Raw genomic sequence first — 18930 nt, forward strand, 5'->3', positions numbered from 1 at the left:
GCGTGAGCGCAAAACGACGCCTGTCACTGCTGGGCCTGGACGGCCCCGCCATCCTCAAAGAAGCCGTGAAGATCCTGGACAAGCGGGTCGAGGCGCCGTCGCGCCGCGCCTTCCTGCGCAGCAGCCTGACCCTGGGCGGCCTGGCCATGCTGTCCGGCTGTTCGCTGTCCGATGACGAGAACGTCGAGAAAGCCCTGACCACCGTGTCGCGCTTCAATGACCGCGTGCAGGGCTGGATCTTCGACCCCAACAAGCTTGCCCCCACCTACCCCGAATCCATGATCACCCGGCCGTTTCCGTTCAATGCCTACTACGGCATCGACGAGGTGCGGCACGTGGAAGAAGACAGCTTCCGGCTGGAAGTCACCGGCATGGTGGCCGACAAGCGCCGCTGGCGCCTGGACGAACTGCGCGCCATGGCCCAGATCGACCAGGTCACGCGCCACATCTGCGTCGAAGGCTGGAGCGCCATCGGCAAATGGGGCGGCGTGCCGTTTTCCACCTTTCTCAAGCGTGTCGGGGCCGACCTGACGGCCAAGTACGTCGGCTTCAAGTGCGCCGACGACTACTACACCAGCATCGACATGCCCACCGCGTTGCACCCGCAGACCATCCTGGCGCTGACGTACGACGGCAAGACCCTGCCGCCGGAGTACGGCTTTCCCATGAAGCTGCGGATGCCTACCAAGCTTGGCTACAAGAACCCCAAGCACATCCAGGCGATCTTCGTCACCAACACCTACCCAGGCGGTTACTGGGAGGACCAGGGCTACAACTGGTTCGGCGGCAGCTAGGTGGCTTTTTGCTCTTTTGTTTTTTCATTCAACGACACACCAAAGGAAATCATCATGAAGCAACTCACCACCGCCGCGTTTGCCGTCTGCCTCGCCTTCGGCGCCGTCGCGGCCCATGCGGCCGACAGCATGAGCAAGGATTCGATGTCCAAGGACGGGATGTCGAACAGCAGCATGTCCAAGGACGGCATGGCGAAAGACGGCATGGCCAAGGACGGCATGTCCAAGGGCAGCATGAGCAAGGACGGCATGTCGCACGACGGCATGAAGAAGGATTCCATGGGCAAGGACGGCATGTCGAAGGATTCCATGTCCAAGGATTCCATGTCCAAAGACTCGATGTCCAAGGACGGCATGTCCAAAGGCGGCATGAGCAAGGATTCCATGGGCAAGGATTCCATGAGCAAGTGAGGACGGGGGCCGGCCCATCCGGGCGCCCCGGCCGCCGGCCCACCCGCCCCTCTCAACACACGGAGCCCATCATGAGACTGACACGCAGGCATTTCCTCAGCGCAGGTGGCGCCGTTGCCGCCGCCGCCGGCCTGGCGCCCTTGCTGGGCGCCAACCGGGCGCGCGCGGCGCAAGCCCAGGCCTACCCCTACACGCTGACCGACGCCGAATGGCGCGCCAAGCTGACCGCCGCGCAATACGACGTGCTGCGCCGCGAGGGCACCGAACGCCCCTACACCAGCCCGCTGAACGACGAACACCGCGCCGGTACCTTTGCCTGCGCCGGCTGCGCCCAGAAGCTGTTTTCGTCCACCACCAAATTCGACAGCGGCACCGGCTGGCCCAGCTTCTGGCAGCCGCTGGACCACGCCGTGTCCACGCTGGAAGACCGCAGCTTCGGCATGACCCGCACGGCCGTCAACTGCATCAACTGCGGCGGCCACCTGGGCCACGTCTTCGATGACGGCCCCCGCCCCACCGGCCTGCGCTACTGCATGAACGGCGTGGCCATGAGCTTCACCCCGCAGGCCTGACCCCGGCCCGCGTCTTTTCTGCACAGGAATCCGCATCATGCCTATCCGCCCCCTGCCCCGCGCCCTCTCTGCGGCCCTGCTCGCCACCGCCGGCCTGTTCGCCGCCAACGCGGCCGGCGCCGCCGAACGCGCCTTCATCATCCCGCCGCCCGCCGTCGACGAGCCGGCCACCGCCGCCCAGGAAAAAGCCGTCATCGCGGGCGGGTGCTTCTGGGGCGTGCAGGCCGTGTTCCAGCACGTAAAAGGCGTGACGTCCGCGGTGTCCGGCTATGCCGGCGGCCAGGCTTCCACTGCCGACTACGACACGGTCAGCGGCGGGCGCAGCGGTCATGCCGAATCCGTCGAAATCACCTATGACCCCAAGCAGGTCAGCTACGGCCAGCTGCTGCAGATCTATTTCTCGGTGGCGCACGACCCCACCCAGCTGAACCGCCAGGGCCCGGACAGCGGCACGCAGTATCGGTCCACCGTCTTCCCCACCAACGACAGCCAGCGCAAGGTGGCCGAAGCCTACATCGCGCAGCTGGACAAGGCGGGCGTGTATCCCAAGGCGCTGGCGACCACGGTGGAACCGCTGAAGGGCTTCTATCCGGCCGAGGGCTATCACCAGGATTACCTGGTACGCCACCCCTACAGCATGTACATCATGGTCAATGACGTACCCAAGGTGGAAAACCTGGCCAAGACCTTTCCGGCGGCGTATCGGGACAAGCCGGTGCTGGTGAATCCGTAGGACTTGAACGCCGAACCGCCTGGCCCGCCGGCAAGCCGGCTCGCCTGGCGTTCATACCTGAATCGCCTGGTGGCTGCCCTTGGCAGCCACTGGCGCTTGTGGACGCCGCTTATTATTTTCAATAATGCAGCACTTTATTATTAACGATTTAAAAATCGCTTAATAAGCAATTCCTGAAATACCCCATAGCCAGAGAATCAATAATAAATATCACAGCACCTTGACTGCACCTCCAAGACCCTCATCCCGCCCCGTTTTTATACGATGAAATGTATCAATTCACGCCATTTTGATAATGCGGACGGTATCTAAAACCTTGTTTAAAATCAACCGGTTGGTATCCATAACCCGACCCTTAATAATACGGATGGTATCCACACACCCCCTACTTTGTATTGCAAAAAAATTAGTATAAATTCCGTCCTTTTTTCGATTCCTCGCAGCGCCAGAGCATTTTGTTTCGTTATGCAGCACCTTCGTTACATCGACGAAAAATGCCCGGGCGAGATTATCAATCGAAATACAAAGGACTCCAGTTTTGACCTCTGGCAAAAACAAATGGCTAACCGCGACGCTCGCGCTCAGCACAACCTACTGCGGCGGCGCCCTGGCCGCCGACCTGACGGTGGCGCCCGGCAATACCCAGGTATTCGACGGCTCGGCCAACTTCCCTGGCGGCGTTGACGTCAATGGCGGCACGCTGGTCGTCGGCGGCAATGGCGGCGGCGCCGGCGTGACGCTCAACGGCAACGTCAATGCCGTGTCGAACGCCACCGTGTCCGGCTTTGGCACGGTCAACGGCAATCTGAATGTGTCGGGCAATTCGCGCGTGGCCCCCGGTTATCCCGTCGGCACGCCCACCGGCGTGTCCAACGGCAACCTGGTCGTCAAGGGCGACCTGTCGATGAACAATGCCGTATTCGACTTCGAAACCGGTTATGCCGGCCTGCCCATCACCCAGCCCGGCACCGGCGACAACATCACCGTTGGCGGCAATGTCGCGCTGAACAACACGACGCTGAACGTCTCGGTCAATACCCTGGGGGTCAACGCCGGCTATTACCGCATCCTGTCGTACGGCGGCACCTTGAGCGGCAACGGCCTGACGCTGGGCACCGTCACCGGCGATTCCGTGCCGGCCGCCAACATCCAGTCGCTGACCGGCGACAAGCAGATCAACCTGATCCTCGGCCCCAGCACCACCAACCTGTGGAACGGCAACGGCGTGGCATCCGCCACCCGCGCCGGCGGCGGCAACGGCACCTGGAGCGCCACCGGCGGCAACTGGAACAGCCCCACCAATGCCACCGGCGCCCTGCCCGATGGCGGCTATGCCATCTTCACCGGCGCGGCCGGCACGGTCACGGTCGACGGCGGCGCAGGCCCCGTGCGCGTGTCGGGCATCCAGTTCGCCACCGACCGCTACACCGTGCAAGGCGCGCCCATCAACCTGGTCGGCAACGGCGGCAACCCGCCCGCCCTCGTCGTGGGCGACGGCACCTATGCATCGGGCCAGTTCGTCGACACCATCCACAACCCGCTGCAGGGCACGCAGGGCTTCGTCAAGACTGGCCCCGGCTCGCTCATCCTGACCGCCGACAGCAGCGGCCTGTCCGGTCCCATCCTGATCGCCGACGGCGCCCTGGAAATCGATGGCAAGCTGAACGGCCCCATGGACATCGGCCGCGAAGTCGTGCTGGCCGGCGTCGGCCAGGTCGGCACCACCACGCTGTATCCCACCGCCGTCATCTCGCCGGGCAACGATGGCTCGCCCATCGGCACGCTCACCGTCAACGGCAACCTGACCTTCGGCCAGGACACCATCTACCGCGTGCACGCCGACCCCGCCAGCAGCGCCAGCGACCGTATCCACGTCACCGGCATCGCCTACCTGGACGGCACCGTGGCCCACGTGGGCCCCGACGGCAACTACGCGCCGCGCACCACCTACAACATCCTGACCGCGGACGGCGGCATCCAGGGCCGCTTCACCGGCGCCTCCAGCAATTACGCCTTCCTGACCCCCACGCTGAGCTACGACGCGAAGAACGCCTTCATGACGCTCACGCGCAATGACGTGCCGATCGGCGACATCGGTAATTCCGGCAACGAAAACGCCGTGGGCGATGCGCTGGACAAGGAAGACCCGCCCGCCAAGGGCAACGGAAACGGCAACGGCTCGTCGGGCACGGGCGCGGGCACCGGCACCGGCACGGCGGCGAACGGCAACGACGCCGCCTCGGCCGGCAACGGCTCGCCCGTCATCGGCAGCGGCATCACCTCGCCCAGGAACACCGGCGCCAGCCAGGTCACGACCGCCGTGCTGACCATGACGCCCACCGAAGCGCGATCGGCCCTGAAGCAGCTGGCGGGCGAAGCCTACGCCAGCACCGCCAGCGTGCTGCAAGGCCAGAGCGACACCGTGCGCACCTTGCCGCTGGATCACCTGCGCGGCAACCTGGACGCCCCGGCGTTGGCCGGCCAGCCCACCGCCCAATTGGGTTCGCCTTCGTCCGACGCCCTGCCGCAAAGCGGCGCGCACCCGGTCTGGGCGCAAGTCTTCGGCAACTGGGGCAGCCTGGGCGGCGACGGCAACGCCTCGCGCGTCAGCCAATCGGCCGGCGGCCTGTTCGTGGGCACCGATGCCGCCGTGGGCGGCGGTTGGCGCCTGGGCGGTGCGGTCGGCTATACCGGCAGCCACAGCTCCGTGTCCGACATCTCGGCGCGCACCGACGTCGACAGCTACACGGCCACGGTATTCGGCGGCCGCAACTTCCCCGCCGGTCCCGGCCACATCCGCTTCATGGCCGGCGCCGCCTACACCTGGCACGACATCGACACCAAGCGCAACGTCGTGGCCGGCAGCCTGAACCAGCAGCTCAAATCCTCGTACAACGCCTCGTCCACGCAGGTGTTCACCGAACTGGGCTACCACCTGCCGCTGGGCGATGCCTACAGCATCGAACCCTACGCCGGCCTGGCCTGGAACCAGTTGCGCACCCGCGACTTCCAGGAATCGGGCGGATCGGCCGCCCTGCGCGGATCGGGCACCACCGACGACGTCACCAGCACCACGCTGGGCCTGCGCGGCGCATGGCAGTTTGAATCGAACCGCGCCCCCGGCCGCATCACCGCGTCGCTGGGCTGGCGCCATGCCATGGGCGACGTCAAGCCTCGCCAGGACCTCGCCTTCGACGGCGGCAGCACGTTCTCGGTCAGCGGCGCACCGATAGCGCAGAACGCGGCCGTGCTGGGCCTGGGCGCCGAAATCGCCATCGCCCGCAACACCACCGCGGGCGTTGCGTACGACGCGCAGTTTGGCGGCGGCAACCGGCAGCAGTCGGGCATGTTCAAGCTGGCGGTGCGTTTCTAAAGCGCGGCCGTACATGCCTTAAAACCTGGGGCAGTTCGCCGTTCACGCTCGATCTGCCGCCAGCGTTTTTATTCAAGTGGCCGTAAAACCCCCGGCGTCGCAGCCGCGACGCCGGGGGGCCGCAACATGCGGAATCCCCAATCAGTTGTATTCTTTCGCCCGTTGTCATCATTCGCGAGGGAATGCCCGTGCATTGCCAAACTTGCGGGGCTGCGTTCCGTGGCCGCGGTCCTCTTTGCGACGAATGCAAAAAGACCTTGTCCGGCTTGTCCAGCCCCAAGCCGTCCCCGGCGCCGGACGGCGGTTTCAAGGCCGACCAGGATATTCTTGAATCCGGGTATCGCCGACCGCCCTCCAAGGAAGGCGGCTGGAGCCTGCCGCAGCTCGTGCGCACCAACATCATTCCCATCGCGTTTCGCGGCCACTCGCTCAAGCGCCTGTGGCTGACGGCCATCGGCGCGGCCGGGGTCATCGCCAGCTTGGGTGAGATGTTCTATCGCTGGGGCGTCTGGTGGATCTGGCCAATCCTGCCGTTCAGCCTGACGCTGGTGATCGGCTATAACCTGCTGCGCAAACGGTTCTTCACCGTGGTGGGTTGGTTCAATTTCGAATCCGACAGGCACGGCAGCGTCTACATCACCACGCTCGGCGGCAATTGCCCCGTGTGCAATGGGGAAATCGGGCTGAAAGATATTGGCCCCAAGCGTGAAACCAAGATCGTCATCCAATGCAAGGCCGACTCGACCCACCGCTGGGGCTTCAATTCCGCCGACCTGGAGGAATTGGAACCGCGTGCGTCCTGATCGGCCGCCCCCTTCCTTTGCACCTCAACCCGTCAAGGACGCGCGCCCCCATGCACTCCAAGCCGTCATTCTTTGCCCGCTGGGCGCTTCGCTGCACCGTGATCCTGCCCGCCGTGCTGCTGGCCGCCTGCGCCGCCCCCACCACCTACCGGCAAGACGTGCGCAGCATTCCCGTCAAGGGCACGCCGCTCACCCCCGATCCGCCGTACGCGCTGGAAAAGCTGGTGCCGCTGCTGTCCATCACCAGCGGCTGCAAGGAAACGCCCAAATCCGTCACGGTGGCCCTGATCAGCAAGTCCGACGACATCCGTACCAACGCCGCCAAGACCGCGCTCATCTCGGGATCGGCCCGGGAAGCCTGGAATTTCGAAGCCTGCGGCCGCACCATTCCGATGTTCATTACGTATACGTTCATGCCCGATGGGCAGACGGCTTATCAATTTGCGGCCAAGTAGCGGGTGGCCATCGCCAGGCGGCAACGTCAGCCAGGCACCCCTTGGAGCATCGCAGCAATGGGCATCGAGTACCAGATCAAGTTCGCCGTCCCCGCTGGTTATGATCCGTCCGCGCTGATCAAGAAGCTGCCGGATGCGATCGAGCGGCCGTCCATGGCGGACATCTACAGCTATGCGCTAGAGCCGGCGGGTTTTTACTTCGTGGACCATCTTGTGAACCCCGCGATTGCCTCACTGGCCCTTCGCCGGCTCATCGATGAGGCATTGCGCCATGGCGAGCGAGTAGAGATCATCGAGCCTTGACGGCCCGAGGGCCAGGACACCGTCGCGTCCGGGGTGCCCTCGACCATTACTCAATTCATATAAAAAGACAAAATGACAGTACGTGCTTTAAGCATCGCCTCACTGGGCGTTGCATTGCTGGCCCAAGCCGCCCCCGCGTTCGCACAGAACCTCAACGGCAAGAGCCTATTCACGCAGCGATGTGCCATGTGCCACGGGGCAGACATCAAAGGCACCGGCCCGTTGGCCAAGAAGAGCAACCCGCCTACCCCCGACCTGACCACTGCCGCTTTCAAGAAGCGGCTGCATGACTATCCGGGCGTCATCGTGTCATCGGTGATCCTGCGCCCGAATGGCGACTTGATCCCCAAGACGTTGAAAGAGAACGGCGTGAAGGTGCCGCCGCACGCCTGGACGGTTCAGGATTTTCGCGATCTGAACAAATACATGACGGATGTGATCGCAAAAAGCCGATGAATTCGAGCGGCGTGGCGCCGGAAGTTCGGCGATCACGGCCGCTACTTCGGCCAATTCCCTCCCACTGTGTCAAAACCGCCCTGCTCATCCTGCCCGTGCCGGGAAATCGACGCGGCGTTCAGTTAAAGTGCTGGTGATCCCGCGAACCTTCGGGTTCCCCCATCCCCTCCAGGAGCAGTACCGCAGTGAATGACACCCGCACGCCCGAGTCCGATATCGCCGAAGACCGCAAGGAACAAGAAGCCAGGTTGTGGCGCGATGACGGCTGGACCGCTCGGATCATCAAGAACGAAGACGACGACGGCTGGGCCGTGGAGATGACGCTGGACGGCCAGGCCGAACCCGCCCTGGTAGGCCCCTGGACGATGGGCCGCGACAAGAAGAACCCCAAGCCGATGGACGGCCCCGCCTTCTCCACCCTGGTCAAGACCGCCAACGAAGTGCTGCGCCGCCACGAGCAGCAATTGCACGCGACGCTGCACAAGAGCGTGAAGATCGACGCCGACGCCGGCCGCCTGACGATCAAGCTGGACATCGTTCCGGACGAAGACGAACCCTATGCCGTGCTGAGCGCCTACGACGAATTCGGCGAACAGCTGGCCCAGACCCACGTGGCGCCGACCTACAAGCTGAGCGTGCAGCGCGCCTCGGAATGGGTCAGCGGCGGTTTCCCCAAGCACGGCTGATACCGCGGGCTGCCGGGCCAACACCGCAGCCCGCTCCCTGTCTTTCCAGTTTCCATCGACGACGAGATCAAGCCCATGACCTTTCGACCGATATTCCTGGTACTTGCCACACTGACCCTGTCGCCCGCGTTCGCCGCCCCGCCGCCCGCCCAGGGCACGGCCTGGACCCCGCCGGGGGCCACCACCTGCAGCTTCTCTGGCTGGACGAACGACGAGAAGCCCGTGGTCCAGGTGCGCGCGGCGCCGTCCGCCCAGGCCAAGGTGCTGGGCACCCTGCCGACGACCCGCGGTGACGGCCCGGACCCCACCATCGACTACTACAGCGTCACGTTCGATGTGGCCGAGGCGCGCGACGGCTGGCTCAGGATCAAGAACGCCAGCGACGCCAAGACCGGCAACGATCAAAGCCGGCCGCGGCCCGTGTACCAGGGCGAAGGCTGGATCGAAGCCGGCGACGCGAATATCGCCATCCAGTCGGCGCGCGGATACGCCCGCCCGGACGCCGCCAGCCAACGGCTGCTGGACCTGCAGGACAACTGGCTGACCGAACGGGCCAAGGTGCAAGGCATCGTCGCCTGCGATGGCCAATGGCTGCTGCTGGACTACGAAATACGCAACAGCGACAAGTTCGAAGCACTGGCCCCCAAGGACCGCACGCGCGGACGGGCGTGGTTTCGGGGCATCTGCGAAATATCGGAAACCACCTGCGATATGCCTTCGGTGGACAAGTAGCGGCGTCAGCCGAACCACGCGGCGGCCTTGCCGCCCGCCAGCACCTGCTCGAACAGGGCGTCGAGGCTGACGGCCACCTCGCTGACATCCTCGAACTCCGGTTCGATGCCGTGCACCACCTTGCCTGATTCCCGGTCCAGTGCAAGAAACTCGTAGTCGCCGTCCACGCTCATGAAGACGGGCAGATACCGCGCCCAGAATGCCTGGATAGACTGCCGATCGGCATCGCTCACCGCCGCTTCAAGACTGATGCTGCGAAAGGCATCCCAAGCGAAGGCGCTGTCAGTGGCTCCGGCATAGTCGGCGGCACTGAGGAACCAGCGCGTGTCCGCGGCATTGCTCAGCTGCGTGTACAGGGCCAGGAACGTCGCGTGCGCAGCAGAACCGGCTGGTGAATGCACAGGAGAGGCTTCAGCCCCCCTGCGCAGCACCATCCAGCCTCGGTCTACCAGGTAGTCGATAAAGTGTTCATGCCGTGTCGTCATCGCTTAAAGCCCCGACTGAATATCGCAATGATCATTTGTCTGCGACGAACGTTGAAACAGCCGCCAGCACAACTGCGGCATCGGCGCCGTAGAACCTCGATGCGTTGAAGCAGTTCGCTTCGACTATACGGTATACGGCCGGGCAACCCCCGCTCCGTGGAAAAGGTCGATGCCAGCTGACACACTCAGACATAGTGGACCTGATCCTGTGGCCACCATTCCCCGTAAACTGCAGGGCGATGATCATCGTGCGAATAGAAGAGTCAGACTACGAGCTTGAAAGGACCCCATGACCCAGCTTCCTCTCGAAGCCATTGCCGCGCTGGAGCGCGGCAAGCTGATCGAAGCCATCAAGATCACCCGTGACCAGACCGGCATGGACCTGAAGTTGTCCAAGGAAGCGGTCGAACGGTACGCCAATAGCAGCGAGCAAGAGCGCGCTGCAGGCGCCGTCGGCAGCGCAAGCCGCGGCACGTACGACAGCACCACCGAAACCGGCGCCATGCAGGGCAACAAGCCCACCGTACCGGCCGCCGCGCTGGACGCCCTGGCGCGCGGCCACAAGGTCGAAGCCGTACGTCTCACGCGCGATGCCACGGGCCTGGGGTTGGCCGACGCCCTCAAGCTGGTCGACGCCCAACTGAACCCTGCCGCCGAAAACGACGTCCCCTTGTCATCGAACAGGCTGGGCGATCCGATGGCCGAACCCGGCCGGGTGCCGCGCGGCGGCTTCAAATGGCTGCCCATCGCCATCGTCTTGCTGCTGTTCGCGCTGGCATGGATCACGCTCGGCAAAGGCTTCTGACACATGATCGTTCCTGAGTACTGGGCCGAAGGCCGCATCCAGCAGCAGGTGGCCGGCAAGCAATACACCGTGCGCCGCTACGGCTGGTCCGACGACAGCGCGATGGCCGCGCAGGCGCATGCCGACCAGCGCACGCGCGAGGCCTTCGACCGCATCGTCAATGGCGAACCGCTGCAGCGCCGCGAGCGCAAGCTGGCGTACAACGGCGCCGACGGCATGCCGATACGCGAGGAAATCCTCGAACGCCAGGGCGACAGCATCATCACCCGCAACGGCTACGGGGCGCGCTGCCTGAACACGCCCAACGTGATGTTCGTTGACGTCGACTTCGAAGACCGGCGCGGCAGCGCGCGCGGGCTGACGGTAATCGGCGCGGCATTTCTGATGGCCTTCGCGGTGGGCTACGCCACGCACTCGGCGATGGCAGGCCTGGCCACGCTCATGCTGGTAACGGCGTTCGGCTTCTGGCGCGCTCGCGCCGAGGGGCTGCGCCTGACCGAGGACAAAAGTGATCAGCTGACGGGCCTGCGGGAACGCGTGGATCAGTTCATCCAGCAACGGCCCGACTGGCACCTGCGGCTGTACCGCACGCCGTCGGGCGCACGCATTCTGGCGATGCACGACGTGCTCGCGCCCGCAGATGCCGGCGTGACCGAGGCTTTCGAGGCGCTGGGCGCCGACCCGGTCTATGCGCGCATGTGCCGCAACCAGAACTGTTTTCGTGCGCGCCTGAGCGCCAAGCCGTGGCGGGTGGACATCGACGAACACCTGCCGCGACCAAGCGTCTGGCCGGTGCCGTTCGAGAAGCAGGCCGCCCGCAACGCCTGGGTGGCGCGCTACGAAAAGGCCGCGCAGGGTTTTGCCGCCTGCCAGTACCTGGGCAGCGTGGGCAACACGCTGAACGTGCACCCGGATGCGCTGGCCGTGCAGGAACTGCACGACGACCGCACCCGCGCCCACAGCGGGCTTGCGCTGGCCTGACCGCTAGATCGGCGTCACCGCCCCGCTGCCGGAAAAATGCCCGTCGATATTCTGGACAAAGGTGGTGAACTGCGCCTGGATGGACTCGGGTGACCAGCCAGCCAGGTGCGGCGTCAGGGTCAGGTTGTCCAGGCCGATGAGTTCGGCAGGCGGCTGGGGTTCGCTTTCGTACACGTCGATGCCCGCGCCGGCGATGGTGCCCGCGGCCAGCGCGGCCGCCAGGGCCTGGGTGTCGACAATGCTGCCGCGGCCCACGTTGACCAGATAACCGTCGGCGCCCAGGGCCTGCAGTACGTCGGCGTTGATCATGTGGTGCGTGGACGCGCCGCCCGGCGCGGCGCAGACCAGGACATCGCACCACGCCGCCAGCCCCAGCACGCTGTCGAAGTACTGATGCGGCGAACCCGGCTTGGCCTTGCGGTTGTGGTAAGCCACCGGCATGCTGAAACCCTGGGCGCGCGTGGCGATCTTTTCGCCGATGGCGCCCATGCCCAGAATGCCCAGCCGCTTGCCCGAGACGTTGCGTGGCGGGGTGATGGCGGTGCGCCATACGCCGTCTCGGCATAGCTGGTCGAGCTTGCGAAAATCGCGGATGCAGGCGATGACCAGCCCCATGGCATGATCGGCCACGCATTCGTCGTTGGCGCCGCGGCCATTGGTGACGACGATGCCGCGCGCCTTGGCCGCATCGACATCCACGCGCTCGTGGCCCACGCCCATGCAGGAAACCAGCGCCAAGGCGGGCATGGCTGCGATTTCCTCGGCGGTCAGGCCGATGGTGCCGATGGTCAGCACCGCCTGGAAGCGCGCGCCGTGCGTGGCGATGGCCGCTTTGCGCTCATCGGCCGACGGGGCATACGTGACGTCGTAGCGCTGCTTCAGCGCATCCAGGTTGGCGGACACGACGGGGCAGAGAATCAGAAGTGGGATTTTCATGGGGTGAGCGGCAAGGGGCGTGGCCCCTGCCGCGTTCATCTAGGCCGAAAACGGGATAAGACTATATGCCTATTGCATCGACCTGTCATGACGTCCCCGACGCCGCGCAGGCCCGCCATCGTCTGGCACGGGCAGCGTGGATATCTGGCGACCTGGGCTCGGGCTCAGAGCCCAGGCCTGGCACTCACGCGGCTCAATGCCCCGTGGAGTCGCCCTGACGGCTGGCTTCGAACAGGAACCAGGTGCGCCGTTCGGTCTCGTCGATCCAGTTCTCGATCAGGCTGGAACTGGCGATGTCGCGATGTTCATCGGTGACGTTGTGCGCTTCGCGCAGGGACGCGGCCAGGGTCTTGTTGTCTTCGCGCAGCTCGGCCAGCATGTCCAGCGGCTGGACGTAATCGGCGTCGTTGTCGGAAATGCGCTGCGACCGCGAAATGTGGCCGATGGACCGCAGCGTGGTGCCGCCGATCTTGCGGATGCGTTCGGCGATGGGGTCGGTCATGGCAAAGAGCTGGTCGCCCTGCTCGTCCAGCAGCAGGTGGTAATCGCGAAAGTGCGGCCCGCTGACGTGCCAATGGAAGTTCTTGGTCTTCAGGTACAGCGCGAACACGTCGGCCAGCACCTGGTTCAGCACCGCGGAGATGTCGCGGGTGGCGGCGGCAGCCAGATCGGTAGGGGTCGCCAGCGGGCGCTTGCGCAGCGTTTTCGCCGCCTTGGTGGTCTTCTCATTCAGTTTCTTGGCCATGAATCGCAGCTCCTGGAAATGATTCGGAAAACTCGCGCGCGGCGCCGATCGATGGCGCCGCGACACCCCAGGGTAATTCCGTATGCGCGCTTTGCCAAATGGGTGCGCCAAGCTGGCGTCAAGCTGAATGCAAGGCCTGCTTCGCTATGACGGCCGCACTAGTTTTTTCGGACCGTCGCAGACCCGCTCGCGATGAACAACGCCACCGGCAAGCCTAGCCCTTTCTCACCTCGAACACCCCACCCTGCCCCGAAAACAACGCCACGCCGGCCTCGATACGCGCCTGGACCGACCCCTCTGGCAGCGGCGGCGTCAGGCCCAGCGCCATCTGGCGCAGCGGCTCGGCAATGACCATGGCCAGCAGCAGGCCGGCGGTCTCGATCGGCTGCTTGATGCGGATCAAGCCGCGCGCAGCCAGTTTCTCGAACCAGGCGGCAAGCATCGCGGTGCCGCGTTCGATGCCGTTCTTCTGGTAGACATCCAGCAGCGCCTGGCGCGCCGGAAAGTCGCTGGTGAGCAGGCGGAACATGCCGACGGCATCCGACGACAGCGCGCGATCGGCAATCGCCTGCAGCACGCGGCTCAAGGCGGGCAGCACGTCGGCAGCAGATGCCACTTCCTGCGCCATGACGGGTTCGAAGGTATCGGTCCAGCCGCGCACCACTTGCGCCACCAGGTCTTCGCGATTGGCGGCAAAGCGGTAAACGGTTTTCTTGGCCATGCCGGCGCGCTTGGCCACCGCTTCCAGCGTGGCCGCGGCATACCCTTCGTTCAGCAGCAGCCAGGTGGCGGCCTGCAAGGCGGCGGCATGCAGCTCGGCATCGGGCCGGGCGGGACGGCCGCGCGGACGGAGCGCAGAGGGGGAAGCTAAGGTCGCCATGAGCGGTCGCAAATCCTGGTGATCGGCAAAAACGGTTGTCGCAAGGGCGAACGGCGTGGCCGCCTGCCCGATTGATGAACCGCGATCTTACACGGTCCGAATATTTAGGAAACGCTTAACGTTTCTTTATTATAGAATCGGGTTTCCCAACCCTGAAGAGACCGGTCATGACCACCCCTCACCCCGACGCGGCGCACATCGCCGCCGACCTGGACACGCTGCTCGACCCTGCCCCGCTGCGCCTGGAAACCGGTATCACCCGGCTGCCGGGCGGCGGGCTGATCGTGGCGGCGCGCACCGATCTGCACGGCTGCAAGGGCCGCATGCTGGACTGGTGGTTCAAGTTCTTCCAGACGACGCAGCACATCAAGTGGTGGCATCCACAGGACCACGTCGAACATCGGGGTTGGGACGAACACTGGCGCCGTGGCGAAAGCTACGTGGGCGCGTCGATTCATGCAGTGGAATCGCTGGCGGACCTGCCGCCGGTGGCGGCCAAGCTGAAGTTCCATGCGCCGCAAGATTGCCTGGATGCGGCCAGGCTGCACGCGGCCACGGCCAATGGCGATGTGTCGGCGGCGGTCTATGCGCGCATCGGCTTTGGCGATGCCATCGAACTCGATGCCGAGGGTGACCCGATGGACGGCCAGATGATCCACCTGGCCCGCGACACACCGTTTGGCTGCGTGCTGCGCAGCCGCTTCTACCTGGGCCTGTCCAGCGCGCGGCCCGAACAGGACGTGCCCGACGTGCTGGGGCTGAACCTGCTACGGCACTGCTATACGGAATTCACATTCCTGTCGCGCTTTCTGCCGTCGATCTATTACGGCGAGCACGCCAACGACGAGGCCGTGCCCCTGCCCTGGTAGGCCTTGCGCCGGAAGGAGTATGCTAGCGCGCTTCATTCCGGCCACACCCCGACAACGCTATGCGCGGCAACCCCGACGCCCGGCAAGGCGCTATCGCCCTGCATGGGTTCTACTTCCTGTACTACGGCTTGCAGGGCGTCAGCATTCCGTTCTTGCCCTTGTGGTTCGCCAGCCGCGGATTGGACCCGGCACTGATCGGCCTGATCGTGGCCACCTCGTTCCTGCCCAAGATCCTGTCGACGCCGGTGGTGGCGCACGTGGCCGACCAGAGCGGGCGCGCCCATGGCCTGATCGCCGCGGCGCTGGCCGCGTCGCTGCTGCTGTTCATCTGCTATCCCTTCAGCCAGACGCCGGCCTGGCTGTTCGCCATCACGCTGCTGCTGAACGCGGTGTTTCCCGCGGTGCTGCCGCTGCTGGACCGCATGGCGATCGCCAGCGGCCGCGGCCAGGGCAATTCGTACACCATCATCCGCGCCTGCGGGTCGCTGGGCTTTGCCATCGTGACCGTGGCGGGCGGCTACCTGATCAAGACGTTCAATGCGGATTGGGTGATGTGGCTGTCGATCCTGCTGATCGTGGCCTGCATCGCCTGCGTGCGGCTGCTGCCGCAGGCCGCCCGGCCCAGCGCGGACGACGCCCCCGCCGAACGGGTGCGGCTGCCGATGCGCGAAATTCTGCGTGACCGGCCGTTGCTGCTGTGCATCGGCGCGGCGTCGCTGGTGCAGGCCAGCAACGGCTTCCTGTATTCGTATTCGACGCTGTACTGGACCGACCGGGGCCTGTCGACGGCGCTGATCTCGATGCTGTGGGCCATTGGCGTGGCCAGCGAGGTGCTGTTCTTCTTCCTGGCGCCCAAGGTGCTGGCGCGGGTGGGTGCGCAGTGGCTGATCCTGGCGTCGGCAGCGATGACGGCGATTCGCTGGGCCGGGCTGTCGGCCACCACGGACCCGGTGTGGATCGGCGCGCTGCAACTGTTGCAGTGCTTCACGCTGGCGGGCAACAACGCCGCCATCATGTGGTACATCGCGCGGCGCGTGCCGGCCGCCTGCAAGACCTCGGCGATTGCGCTGTACGCGCTGCTGTCGGGCGGGGTGTTCATGTTCGGCAGCATCCAGCTGGGCGGGGCGCTGTATCGCAGCTTCGCGCCGGGCGGCTTCCTGGTGATGGCGCTGTGCGCGGCCTGCGCGATTCCGCTGGTGCTGCTGTCCGAAAAACGGGCGCTGGCGGCTTGAAGAGAGCCGCGCCGGCCTTGCCCGGCCGCGGCGCGTGCCAACGCGGCTGAACGCCCGCCCTACCCCCGACTCGCGTCCAGCGCCCGCGCCAGGCTGCCGAACACGTGGTCGTCGTTGGACTGCGCCACGTTGAACCGCAGGAAACCACCCGCCTCGGGCGAACGGCTGAAGGAATTGCCCGGCGCCAGCACCACGCCGTCGCGCAGGCAAGCCCGCGCGACCGTGGGCGCGTCGATGCCGGCGGGCAGCCGGCTCCAGAGAAACATGCCGGCCTTGGGGTAGCTCCAGGGCTCGATGCCCAGCGCGTGCAGGCGCCGCGCGACCACTTCCATTTCCTCGGCCAGGCGCTGACGCACCCATTCCATGTGCTTGCGGTAGCCGCTGTCGGTCAGGGTGCGGTGCACGACGTCCGCGGCCAGGCGCCCGCCACCGAAGGTGGTGGCGATTTTCAGGTCGGCCAGGCTTTCGATCCAGTCGGGCTTGGTGGCGATGTAGCCGCAGCGCAGCGAGGCGGACACGGTCTTGGAAAAGCTGCCGATCTGGATCACGCGCGACAGGCCGTCAAAGGCGGCCAGCCGCGGCGCGGGGCTGTTCTCGAAGTCGGCAAAGATGTCGTCTTCGACGATGACCAGGCCGGCGCCGTCGGCCACCTTGAGCAGACGGTGGGCCACCAGCGGCGACAACGAGGCCCCGGTGGGGTTGTGCAGGCCGGAATTGGTGATGTACAGGCGCGGTGCATGCTCGCGCACGGCCGCTTCGAACAGCCCCACGTCGGGCCCGTGCGGGGTGTAGGGCACGCTGACGACACGGGCCCGGTGGGCCTTGAGCAAGGCGTGGAAATTGAAATAGCAGGGGTCATCGACCAGCACGGTGTCGCCCGGTTCCAGCAAGAACCGGCAGATCAGGTCGATGGACTGGGTGCCGGACTCGGTCAGCATGACCTGATCCGGCGCGGCCTCGATGCCGGCGGCGGCCATGCGCCGCGACAGCACCTGGCGCAGGCCCGGATGGCCCAGCGGGGTGGCGTACTCGGTCAGCGCCACGCTGTCGGCCTTGGCCAGGGCGCGCAAGGCGCGGCGGATACCCGATTCATACATCCACGAGCTGGGCAGCCAGCCGCAGCCGGGCTTGAGCGCGGCGGGCGCGGTGTCCAGCGACTGGCGCGAGACCCACAGCGGATCGACCTCGCGGTCGAACTTGGGGCCGATCTCGGCCAACGCCAGGGGCGCCACCGGGCCGGCGACGTAAAAGCCCGATCCCGGCCGCGAGGTGATGGCGCCTTCGGCGGCCAGGCGCTCGTAGGCTTCCACCACGGTCGACACCGACAGCCCCATGGCCGTGGCCTGCGCCCGCACCGATGGCAGCCGGGCGCCGGGCAGCCAGGCCCGCGAGGCGATCTTTGCCTGAACCTGCGCCATCACCGTTTCGATCCGCGTGCCGCCGCGTGCCATAGGGCCTCCGTTTTGTACTGGACTGTATTGCATAACAGTTATTTTGAATTGTACTGGACTGTCTCTGGGGAAAACCCGGCCGCGGTGCTGAAGTAACGGATTCACCGGAGCGGTTCATGGACAAGGCAACAAGTGGCTGGATCAATGGTTTCATCGGCGTGGCGATCTTCGCCGGCTCGCTGCCCGCGACGCGGGTGGCCGTGGCCGAGCTGGACCCGACTTTCCTCACCTGCGCCCGCGCCACCATCGCCGCCGTGCTGGGTTGGGCCCTGTTGCTGCTGCTGCGCCAGCCGCGGCCGCGGCGCGCAGACCTGCCGGCGCTGGCGCTGACGGCGGTGGGCGTGGTGCTGGGCTTTCCGCTGCTGACGGCGCTGGCGTTGCAGCACGTCACGTCGGCGCATTCGATCGTGTTCCTGGGTCTGTTGCCGCTATCCACCGCGGTGTTCGCGGTACTGCGCGGCGGCGAGCGCCCTCGCCCGGCCTTCTGGATGTTCTCGGTGGCGGGCGCGGCCTTCGTGGTGGGCTACGCGGTGATGGGCGGGCTGGACGTGTCGCTCAAGGGCGACCTGCTGATGCTGGCCGCCATCGTGGTCTGCGGCATGGGCTATGCGGAAGGCGCCAAGCTGTCGCGCACGCTGGGCGGCTGGCAGGTGATCAGCTGGGCGCTGGTGCTGTCGCTGCCCGTGATGCTGCCGCTGGCGCTGTTCACCCTGCCGCCGTCGTTCGCGCACGTCACCGTGGCCGGCTGGATCGGGCTGGCCTATGTGTCGCTGTTCAGCATGTTGATCGGGTTTGTGTTCTGGTACCGCGGCCTGGCGCAGGGCGGCATTGCGGCGGTGGGCCAGTTGCAGCTGTTCCAGCCCTTCATGGGGCTGGGCCTGGCGGCGCTGCTGCTGCACGAAAACGTCAGCTGGGCGATGCTGCTGGTGACGCTGGCAGCGGTAGTGTGCGTGGCCGGGGCGAAGAAGTACGCCCGCTGAGCCACGCCGCCAGTCCCGGGGTCAGCAGCACCCGATCCGTTTCTTGCCGCCGTAACGGGCGTCCTGCCGCTCGCGGAAGAACGCTTCGTACGTCATGGGCTCTTGATCCGGATGGGTGCGCCGCATGTGTTCGACGTAGGTCTCGTAGTCGGGCACGCCGACCATCAGCCTGAGCGTCTGGCCCAGGTAGCGGCCGGCGGCGCCGGCCGCCGAGGTCATGTTGGTAAACAGCATGCGGCGGCTCCCGG

At 65.8% G+C, this 18930-nt stretch carries 22 protein-coding genes; 16 read left to right on the forward strand and 6 right to left on the reverse strand.

Going from position 1 to position 18930, the window contains the following annotated elements:
- The first annotated feature begins 2 nt into the window (after positions 1-2).
- From HV798_RS25375 to HV798_RS25425, 11 genes are all read left to right on the forward strand, one after another.
- Complete coding sequence (locus tag HV798_RS25375) at positions 3-794, forward strand: molybdopterin-binding protein (protein WP_025137703.1); 792 nt, start codon at positions 3-5, stop codon at positions 792-794.
- Positions 795-848: 54 nt separating this feature from the next.
- Positions 849-1205 (forward strand): pentapeptide MXKDX repeat protein, encoded by a 357-nt coding sequence (locus HV798_RS25380; RefSeq protein ID WP_175194182.1) that lies wholly within the window; start codon positions 849-851, stop codon positions 1203-1205.
- A gap of 71 nt (positions 1206-1276) precedes the next feature.
- Complete coding sequence (gene msrB, locus HV798_RS25385; protein WP_025137701.1) at positions 1277-1777, forward strand: peptide-methionine (R)-S-oxide reductase MsrB; 501 nt, start codon at positions 1277-1279, stop codon at positions 1775-1777.
- Between the two features lie 37 nt (positions 1778-1814).
- Positions 1815-2510, forward strand: a complete 696-nt coding sequence (gene msrA, locus HV798_RS25390) for a peptide-methionine (S)-S-oxide reductase MsrA (protein ID WP_175194183.1) — start codon at positions 1815-1817, stop codon at positions 2508-2510.
- Positions 2511-3048: 538 nt separating this feature from the next.
- A complete protein-coding gene (locus HV798_RS25395; RefSeq protein ID WP_175194184.1) occupies positions 3049-5883 on the forward strand; it encodes an autotransporter family protein in 2835 nt (944 codons plus the stop codon).
- A 257-nt stretch (positions 5884-6140) separates the two neighbouring features.
- A complete protein-coding gene (locus HV798_RS25400; RefSeq protein ID WP_175194185.1) occupies positions 6141-6686 on the forward strand; it encodes a hypothetical protein in 546 nt (181 codons plus the stop codon).
- Between the two features lie 50 nt (positions 6687-6736).
- Positions 6737-7141 (forward strand): hypothetical protein, encoded by a 405-nt coding sequence (locus HV798_RS25405; RefSeq protein ID WP_175194186.1) that lies wholly within the window; start codon positions 6737-6739, stop codon positions 7139-7141.
- A gap of 57 nt (positions 7142-7198) precedes the next feature.
- Positions 7199-7444 carry a hypothetical protein gene (locus tag HV798_RS25410; protein WP_175194187.1) on the forward strand — a complete coding sequence of 82 codons (246 nt, stop codon included), beginning with the start codon at positions 7199-7201 and terminating at the stop codon, positions 7442-7444.
- Positions 7445-7516: 72 nt separating this feature from the next.
- Positions 7517-7900 (forward strand): c-type cytochrome, encoded by a 384-nt coding sequence (locus HV798_RS25415; RefSeq protein ID WP_175194188.1) that lies wholly within the window; start codon positions 7517-7519, stop codon positions 7898-7900.
- 185 nt (positions 7901-8085) lie between these two features.
- Positions 8086-8586, forward strand: coding sequence for a hypothetical protein (locus tag HV798_RS25420; RefSeq protein WP_175194189.1), 501 nt, complete (start codon positions 8086-8088; stop codon positions 8584-8586).
- Positions 8587-8661: 75 nt separating this feature from the next.
- Positions 8662-9318, forward strand: coding sequence for an SH3 domain-containing protein (locus tag HV798_RS25425; protein ID WP_175194191.1), 657 nt, complete (start codon positions 8662-8664; stop codon positions 9316-9318).
- A gap of 5 nt (positions 9319-9323) precedes the next feature.
- Here the strand turns inward: HV798_RS25425 and HV798_RS25430 are convergent, their stop codons facing one another.
- Entirely contained in the window at positions 9324-9803 is a 480-nt protein-coding gene (locus HV798_RS25430) for a hypothetical protein (protein ID WP_175194193.1), read from the reverse strand.
- A 289-nt stretch (positions 9804-10092) separates the two neighbouring features.
- Here HV798_RS25430 and HV798_RS25435 point away from each other — a divergent pair, with 289 nt between their 5' ends.
- Positions 10093-10608 (forward strand): hypothetical protein, encoded by a 516-nt coding sequence (locus tag HV798_RS25435; RefSeq protein ID WP_175194195.1) that lies wholly within the window; start codon positions 10093-10095, stop codon positions 10606-10608.
- Between the two features lie 3 nt (positions 10609-10611).
- Positions 10612-11589, forward strand: coding sequence for a hypothetical protein (locus tag HV798_RS25440; RefSeq protein WP_175194197.1), 978 nt, complete (start codon positions 10612-10614; stop codon positions 11587-11589).
- A 3-nt stretch (positions 11590-11592) separates the two neighbouring features.
- Here the strand turns inward: HV798_RS25440 and HV798_RS25445 are convergent, their stop codons facing one another.
- The 3 genes from HV798_RS25445 to HV798_RS25455 all read right to left on the reverse strand — a co-directional run bounded on the left by HV798_RS25445 (position 11593) and on the right by HV798_RS25455 (position 14150).
- Complete coding sequence (locus HV798_RS25445) at positions 11593-12525, reverse strand: 2-hydroxyacid dehydrogenase (protein ID WP_175194199.1); 933 nt, start codon at positions 12523-12525, stop codon at positions 11593-11595.
- Positions 12526-12718: 193 nt separating this feature from the next.
- Entirely contained in the window at positions 12719-13270 is a 552-nt protein-coding gene (locus HV798_RS25450; protein ID WP_025137685.1) for a Dps family protein, read from the reverse strand.
- A 214-nt stretch (positions 13271-13484) separates the two neighbouring features.
- Entirely contained in the window at positions 13485-14150 is a 666-nt protein-coding gene (locus HV798_RS25455; protein ID WP_175194200.1) for a TetR/AcrR family transcriptional regulator, read from the reverse strand.
- A 167-nt stretch (positions 14151-14317) separates the two neighbouring features.
- On the opposite strand from HV798_RS25455, the gene HV798_RS25460 reads away from it, so the two are divergent.
- Together HV798_RS25460 and HV798_RS25465 are read left to right on the forward strand one after the other, a co-directional pair.
- Complete coding sequence (locus HV798_RS25460; RefSeq protein ID WP_175194202.1) at positions 14318-15019, forward strand: DAPG hydrolase family protein; 702 nt, start codon at positions 14318-14320, stop codon at positions 15017-15019.
- A 59-nt stretch (positions 15020-15078) separates the two neighbouring features.
- Positions 15079-16251 carry an MFS transporter gene (locus HV798_RS25465; protein ID WP_175194204.1) on the forward strand — a complete coding sequence of 391 codons (1173 nt, stop codon included), beginning with the start codon at positions 15079-15081 and terminating at the stop codon, positions 16249-16251.
- A gap of 59 nt (positions 16252-16310) precedes the next feature.
- Here HV798_RS25465 and HV798_RS25470 read toward each other — a convergent pair whose 3' ends face one another.
- Positions 16311-17702, reverse strand: a complete 1392-nt coding sequence (locus HV798_RS25470; RefSeq protein WP_175194206.1) for an aminotransferase-like domain-containing protein — start codon at positions 17700-17702, stop codon at positions 16311-16313.
- Positions 17703-17818: 116 nt separating this feature from the next.
- On the opposite strand from HV798_RS25470, the gene HV798_RS25475 reads away from it, so the two are divergent.
- The gene (locus tag HV798_RS25475; protein WP_025137680.1) at positions 17819-18682 is read left to right on the forward strand and encodes a DMT family transporter; all 864 of its coding nucleotides are present in this window, start codon (positions 17819-17821) and stop codon (positions 18680-18682) included.
- A 21-nt stretch (positions 18683-18703) separates the two neighbouring features.
- On the opposite strand, the gene HV798_RS25480 is transcribed toward HV798_RS25475, so the two are convergent.
- Positions 18704-18916 (reverse strand): YbdD/YjiX family protein, encoded by a 213-nt coding sequence (locus HV798_RS25480; RefSeq protein ID WP_115596962.1) that lies wholly within the window; start codon positions 18914-18916, stop codon positions 18704-18706.
- Positions 18917-18930 lie beyond the last annotated feature (14 nt).

Origin of the sequence: Achromobacter deleyi, assembly GCF_902859705.1 — a bacterium.
Taxonomy (GTDB): Bacteria; Pseudomonadota; Gammaproteobacteria; order Burkholderiales; family Burkholderiaceae_B; genus Achromobacter; species Achromobacter deleyi.

Coding starts and splice junctions, on each gene's coding strand:
- HV798_RS25430 (WP_175194193.1), bottom strand. CDS start 9,803: ATGACGACACGGCATGAACACTTTATCGACTACCTGGTAGACCGAGGC.
- HV798_RS25410 (WP_175194187.1), top strand. CDS start 7,199: ATGGGCATCGAGTACCAGATCAAGTTCGCCGTCCCCGCTGGTTATGAT.
- HV798_RS25460 (WP_175194202.1), top strand. CDS start 14,318: ATGACCACCCCTCACCCCGACGCGGCGCACATCGCCGCCGACCTGGAC.
- msrA (WP_175194183.1), top strand. CDS start 1,815: ATGCCTATCCGCCCCCTGCCCCGCGCCCTCTCTGCGGCCCTGCTCGCC.
- HV798_RS25425 (WP_175194191.1), top strand. CDS start 8,662: ATGACCTTTCGACCGATATTCCTGGTACTTGCCACACTGACCCTGTCG.
- HV798_RS25455 (WP_175194200.1), bottom strand. CDS start 14,150: ATGGCGACCTTAGCTTCCCCCTCTGCGCTCCGTCCGCGCGGCCGTCCC.
- HV798_RS25465 (WP_175194204.1), top strand. CDS start 15,079: ATGCGCGGCAACCCCGACGCCCGGCAAGGCGCTATCGCCCTGCATGGG.
- HV798_RS25480 (WP_115596962.1), bottom strand. CDS start 18,916: ATGCTGTTTACCAACATGACCTCGGCGGCCGGCGCCGCCGGCCGCTAC.
- HV798_RS25435 (WP_175194195.1), top strand. CDS start 10,093: ATGACCCAGCTTCCTCTCGAAGCCATTGCCGCGCTGGAGCGCGGCAAG.
- msrB (WP_025137701.1), top strand. CDS start 1,277: ATGAGACTGACACGCAGGCATTTCCTCAGCGCAGGTGGCGCCGTTGCC.
- HV798_RS25405 (WP_175194186.1), top strand. CDS start 6,737: ATGCACTCCAAGCCGTCATTCTTTGCCCGCTGGGCGCTTCGCTGCACC.
- HV798_RS25445 (WP_175194199.1), bottom strand. CDS start 12,525: ATGAAAATCCCACTTCTGATTCTCTGCCCCGTCGTGTCCGCCAACCTG.
- HV798_RS25415 (WP_175194188.1), top strand. CDS start 7,517: ATGACAGTACGTGCTTTAAGCATCGCCTCACTGGGCGTTGCATTGCTG.
- HV798_RS25470 (WP_175194206.1), bottom strand. CDS start 17,702: ATGGCACGCGGCGGCACGCGGATCGAAACGGTGATGGCGCAGGTTCAG.
- HV798_RS25475 (WP_025137680.1), top strand. CDS start 17,819: ATGGACAAGGCAACAAGTGGCTGGATCAATGGTTTCATCGGCGTGGCG.
- HV798_RS25450 (WP_025137685.1), bottom strand. CDS start 13,270: ATGGCCAAGAAACTGAATGAGAAGACCACCAAGGCGGCGAAAACGCTG.
- HV798_RS25440 (WP_175194197.1), top strand. CDS start 10,612: ATGATCGTTCCTGAGTACTGGGCCGAAGGCCGCATCCAGCAGCAGGTG.
- HV798_RS25380 (WP_175194182.1), top strand. CDS start 849: ATGAAGCAACTCACCACCGCCGCGTTTGCCGTCTGCCTCGCCTTCGGC.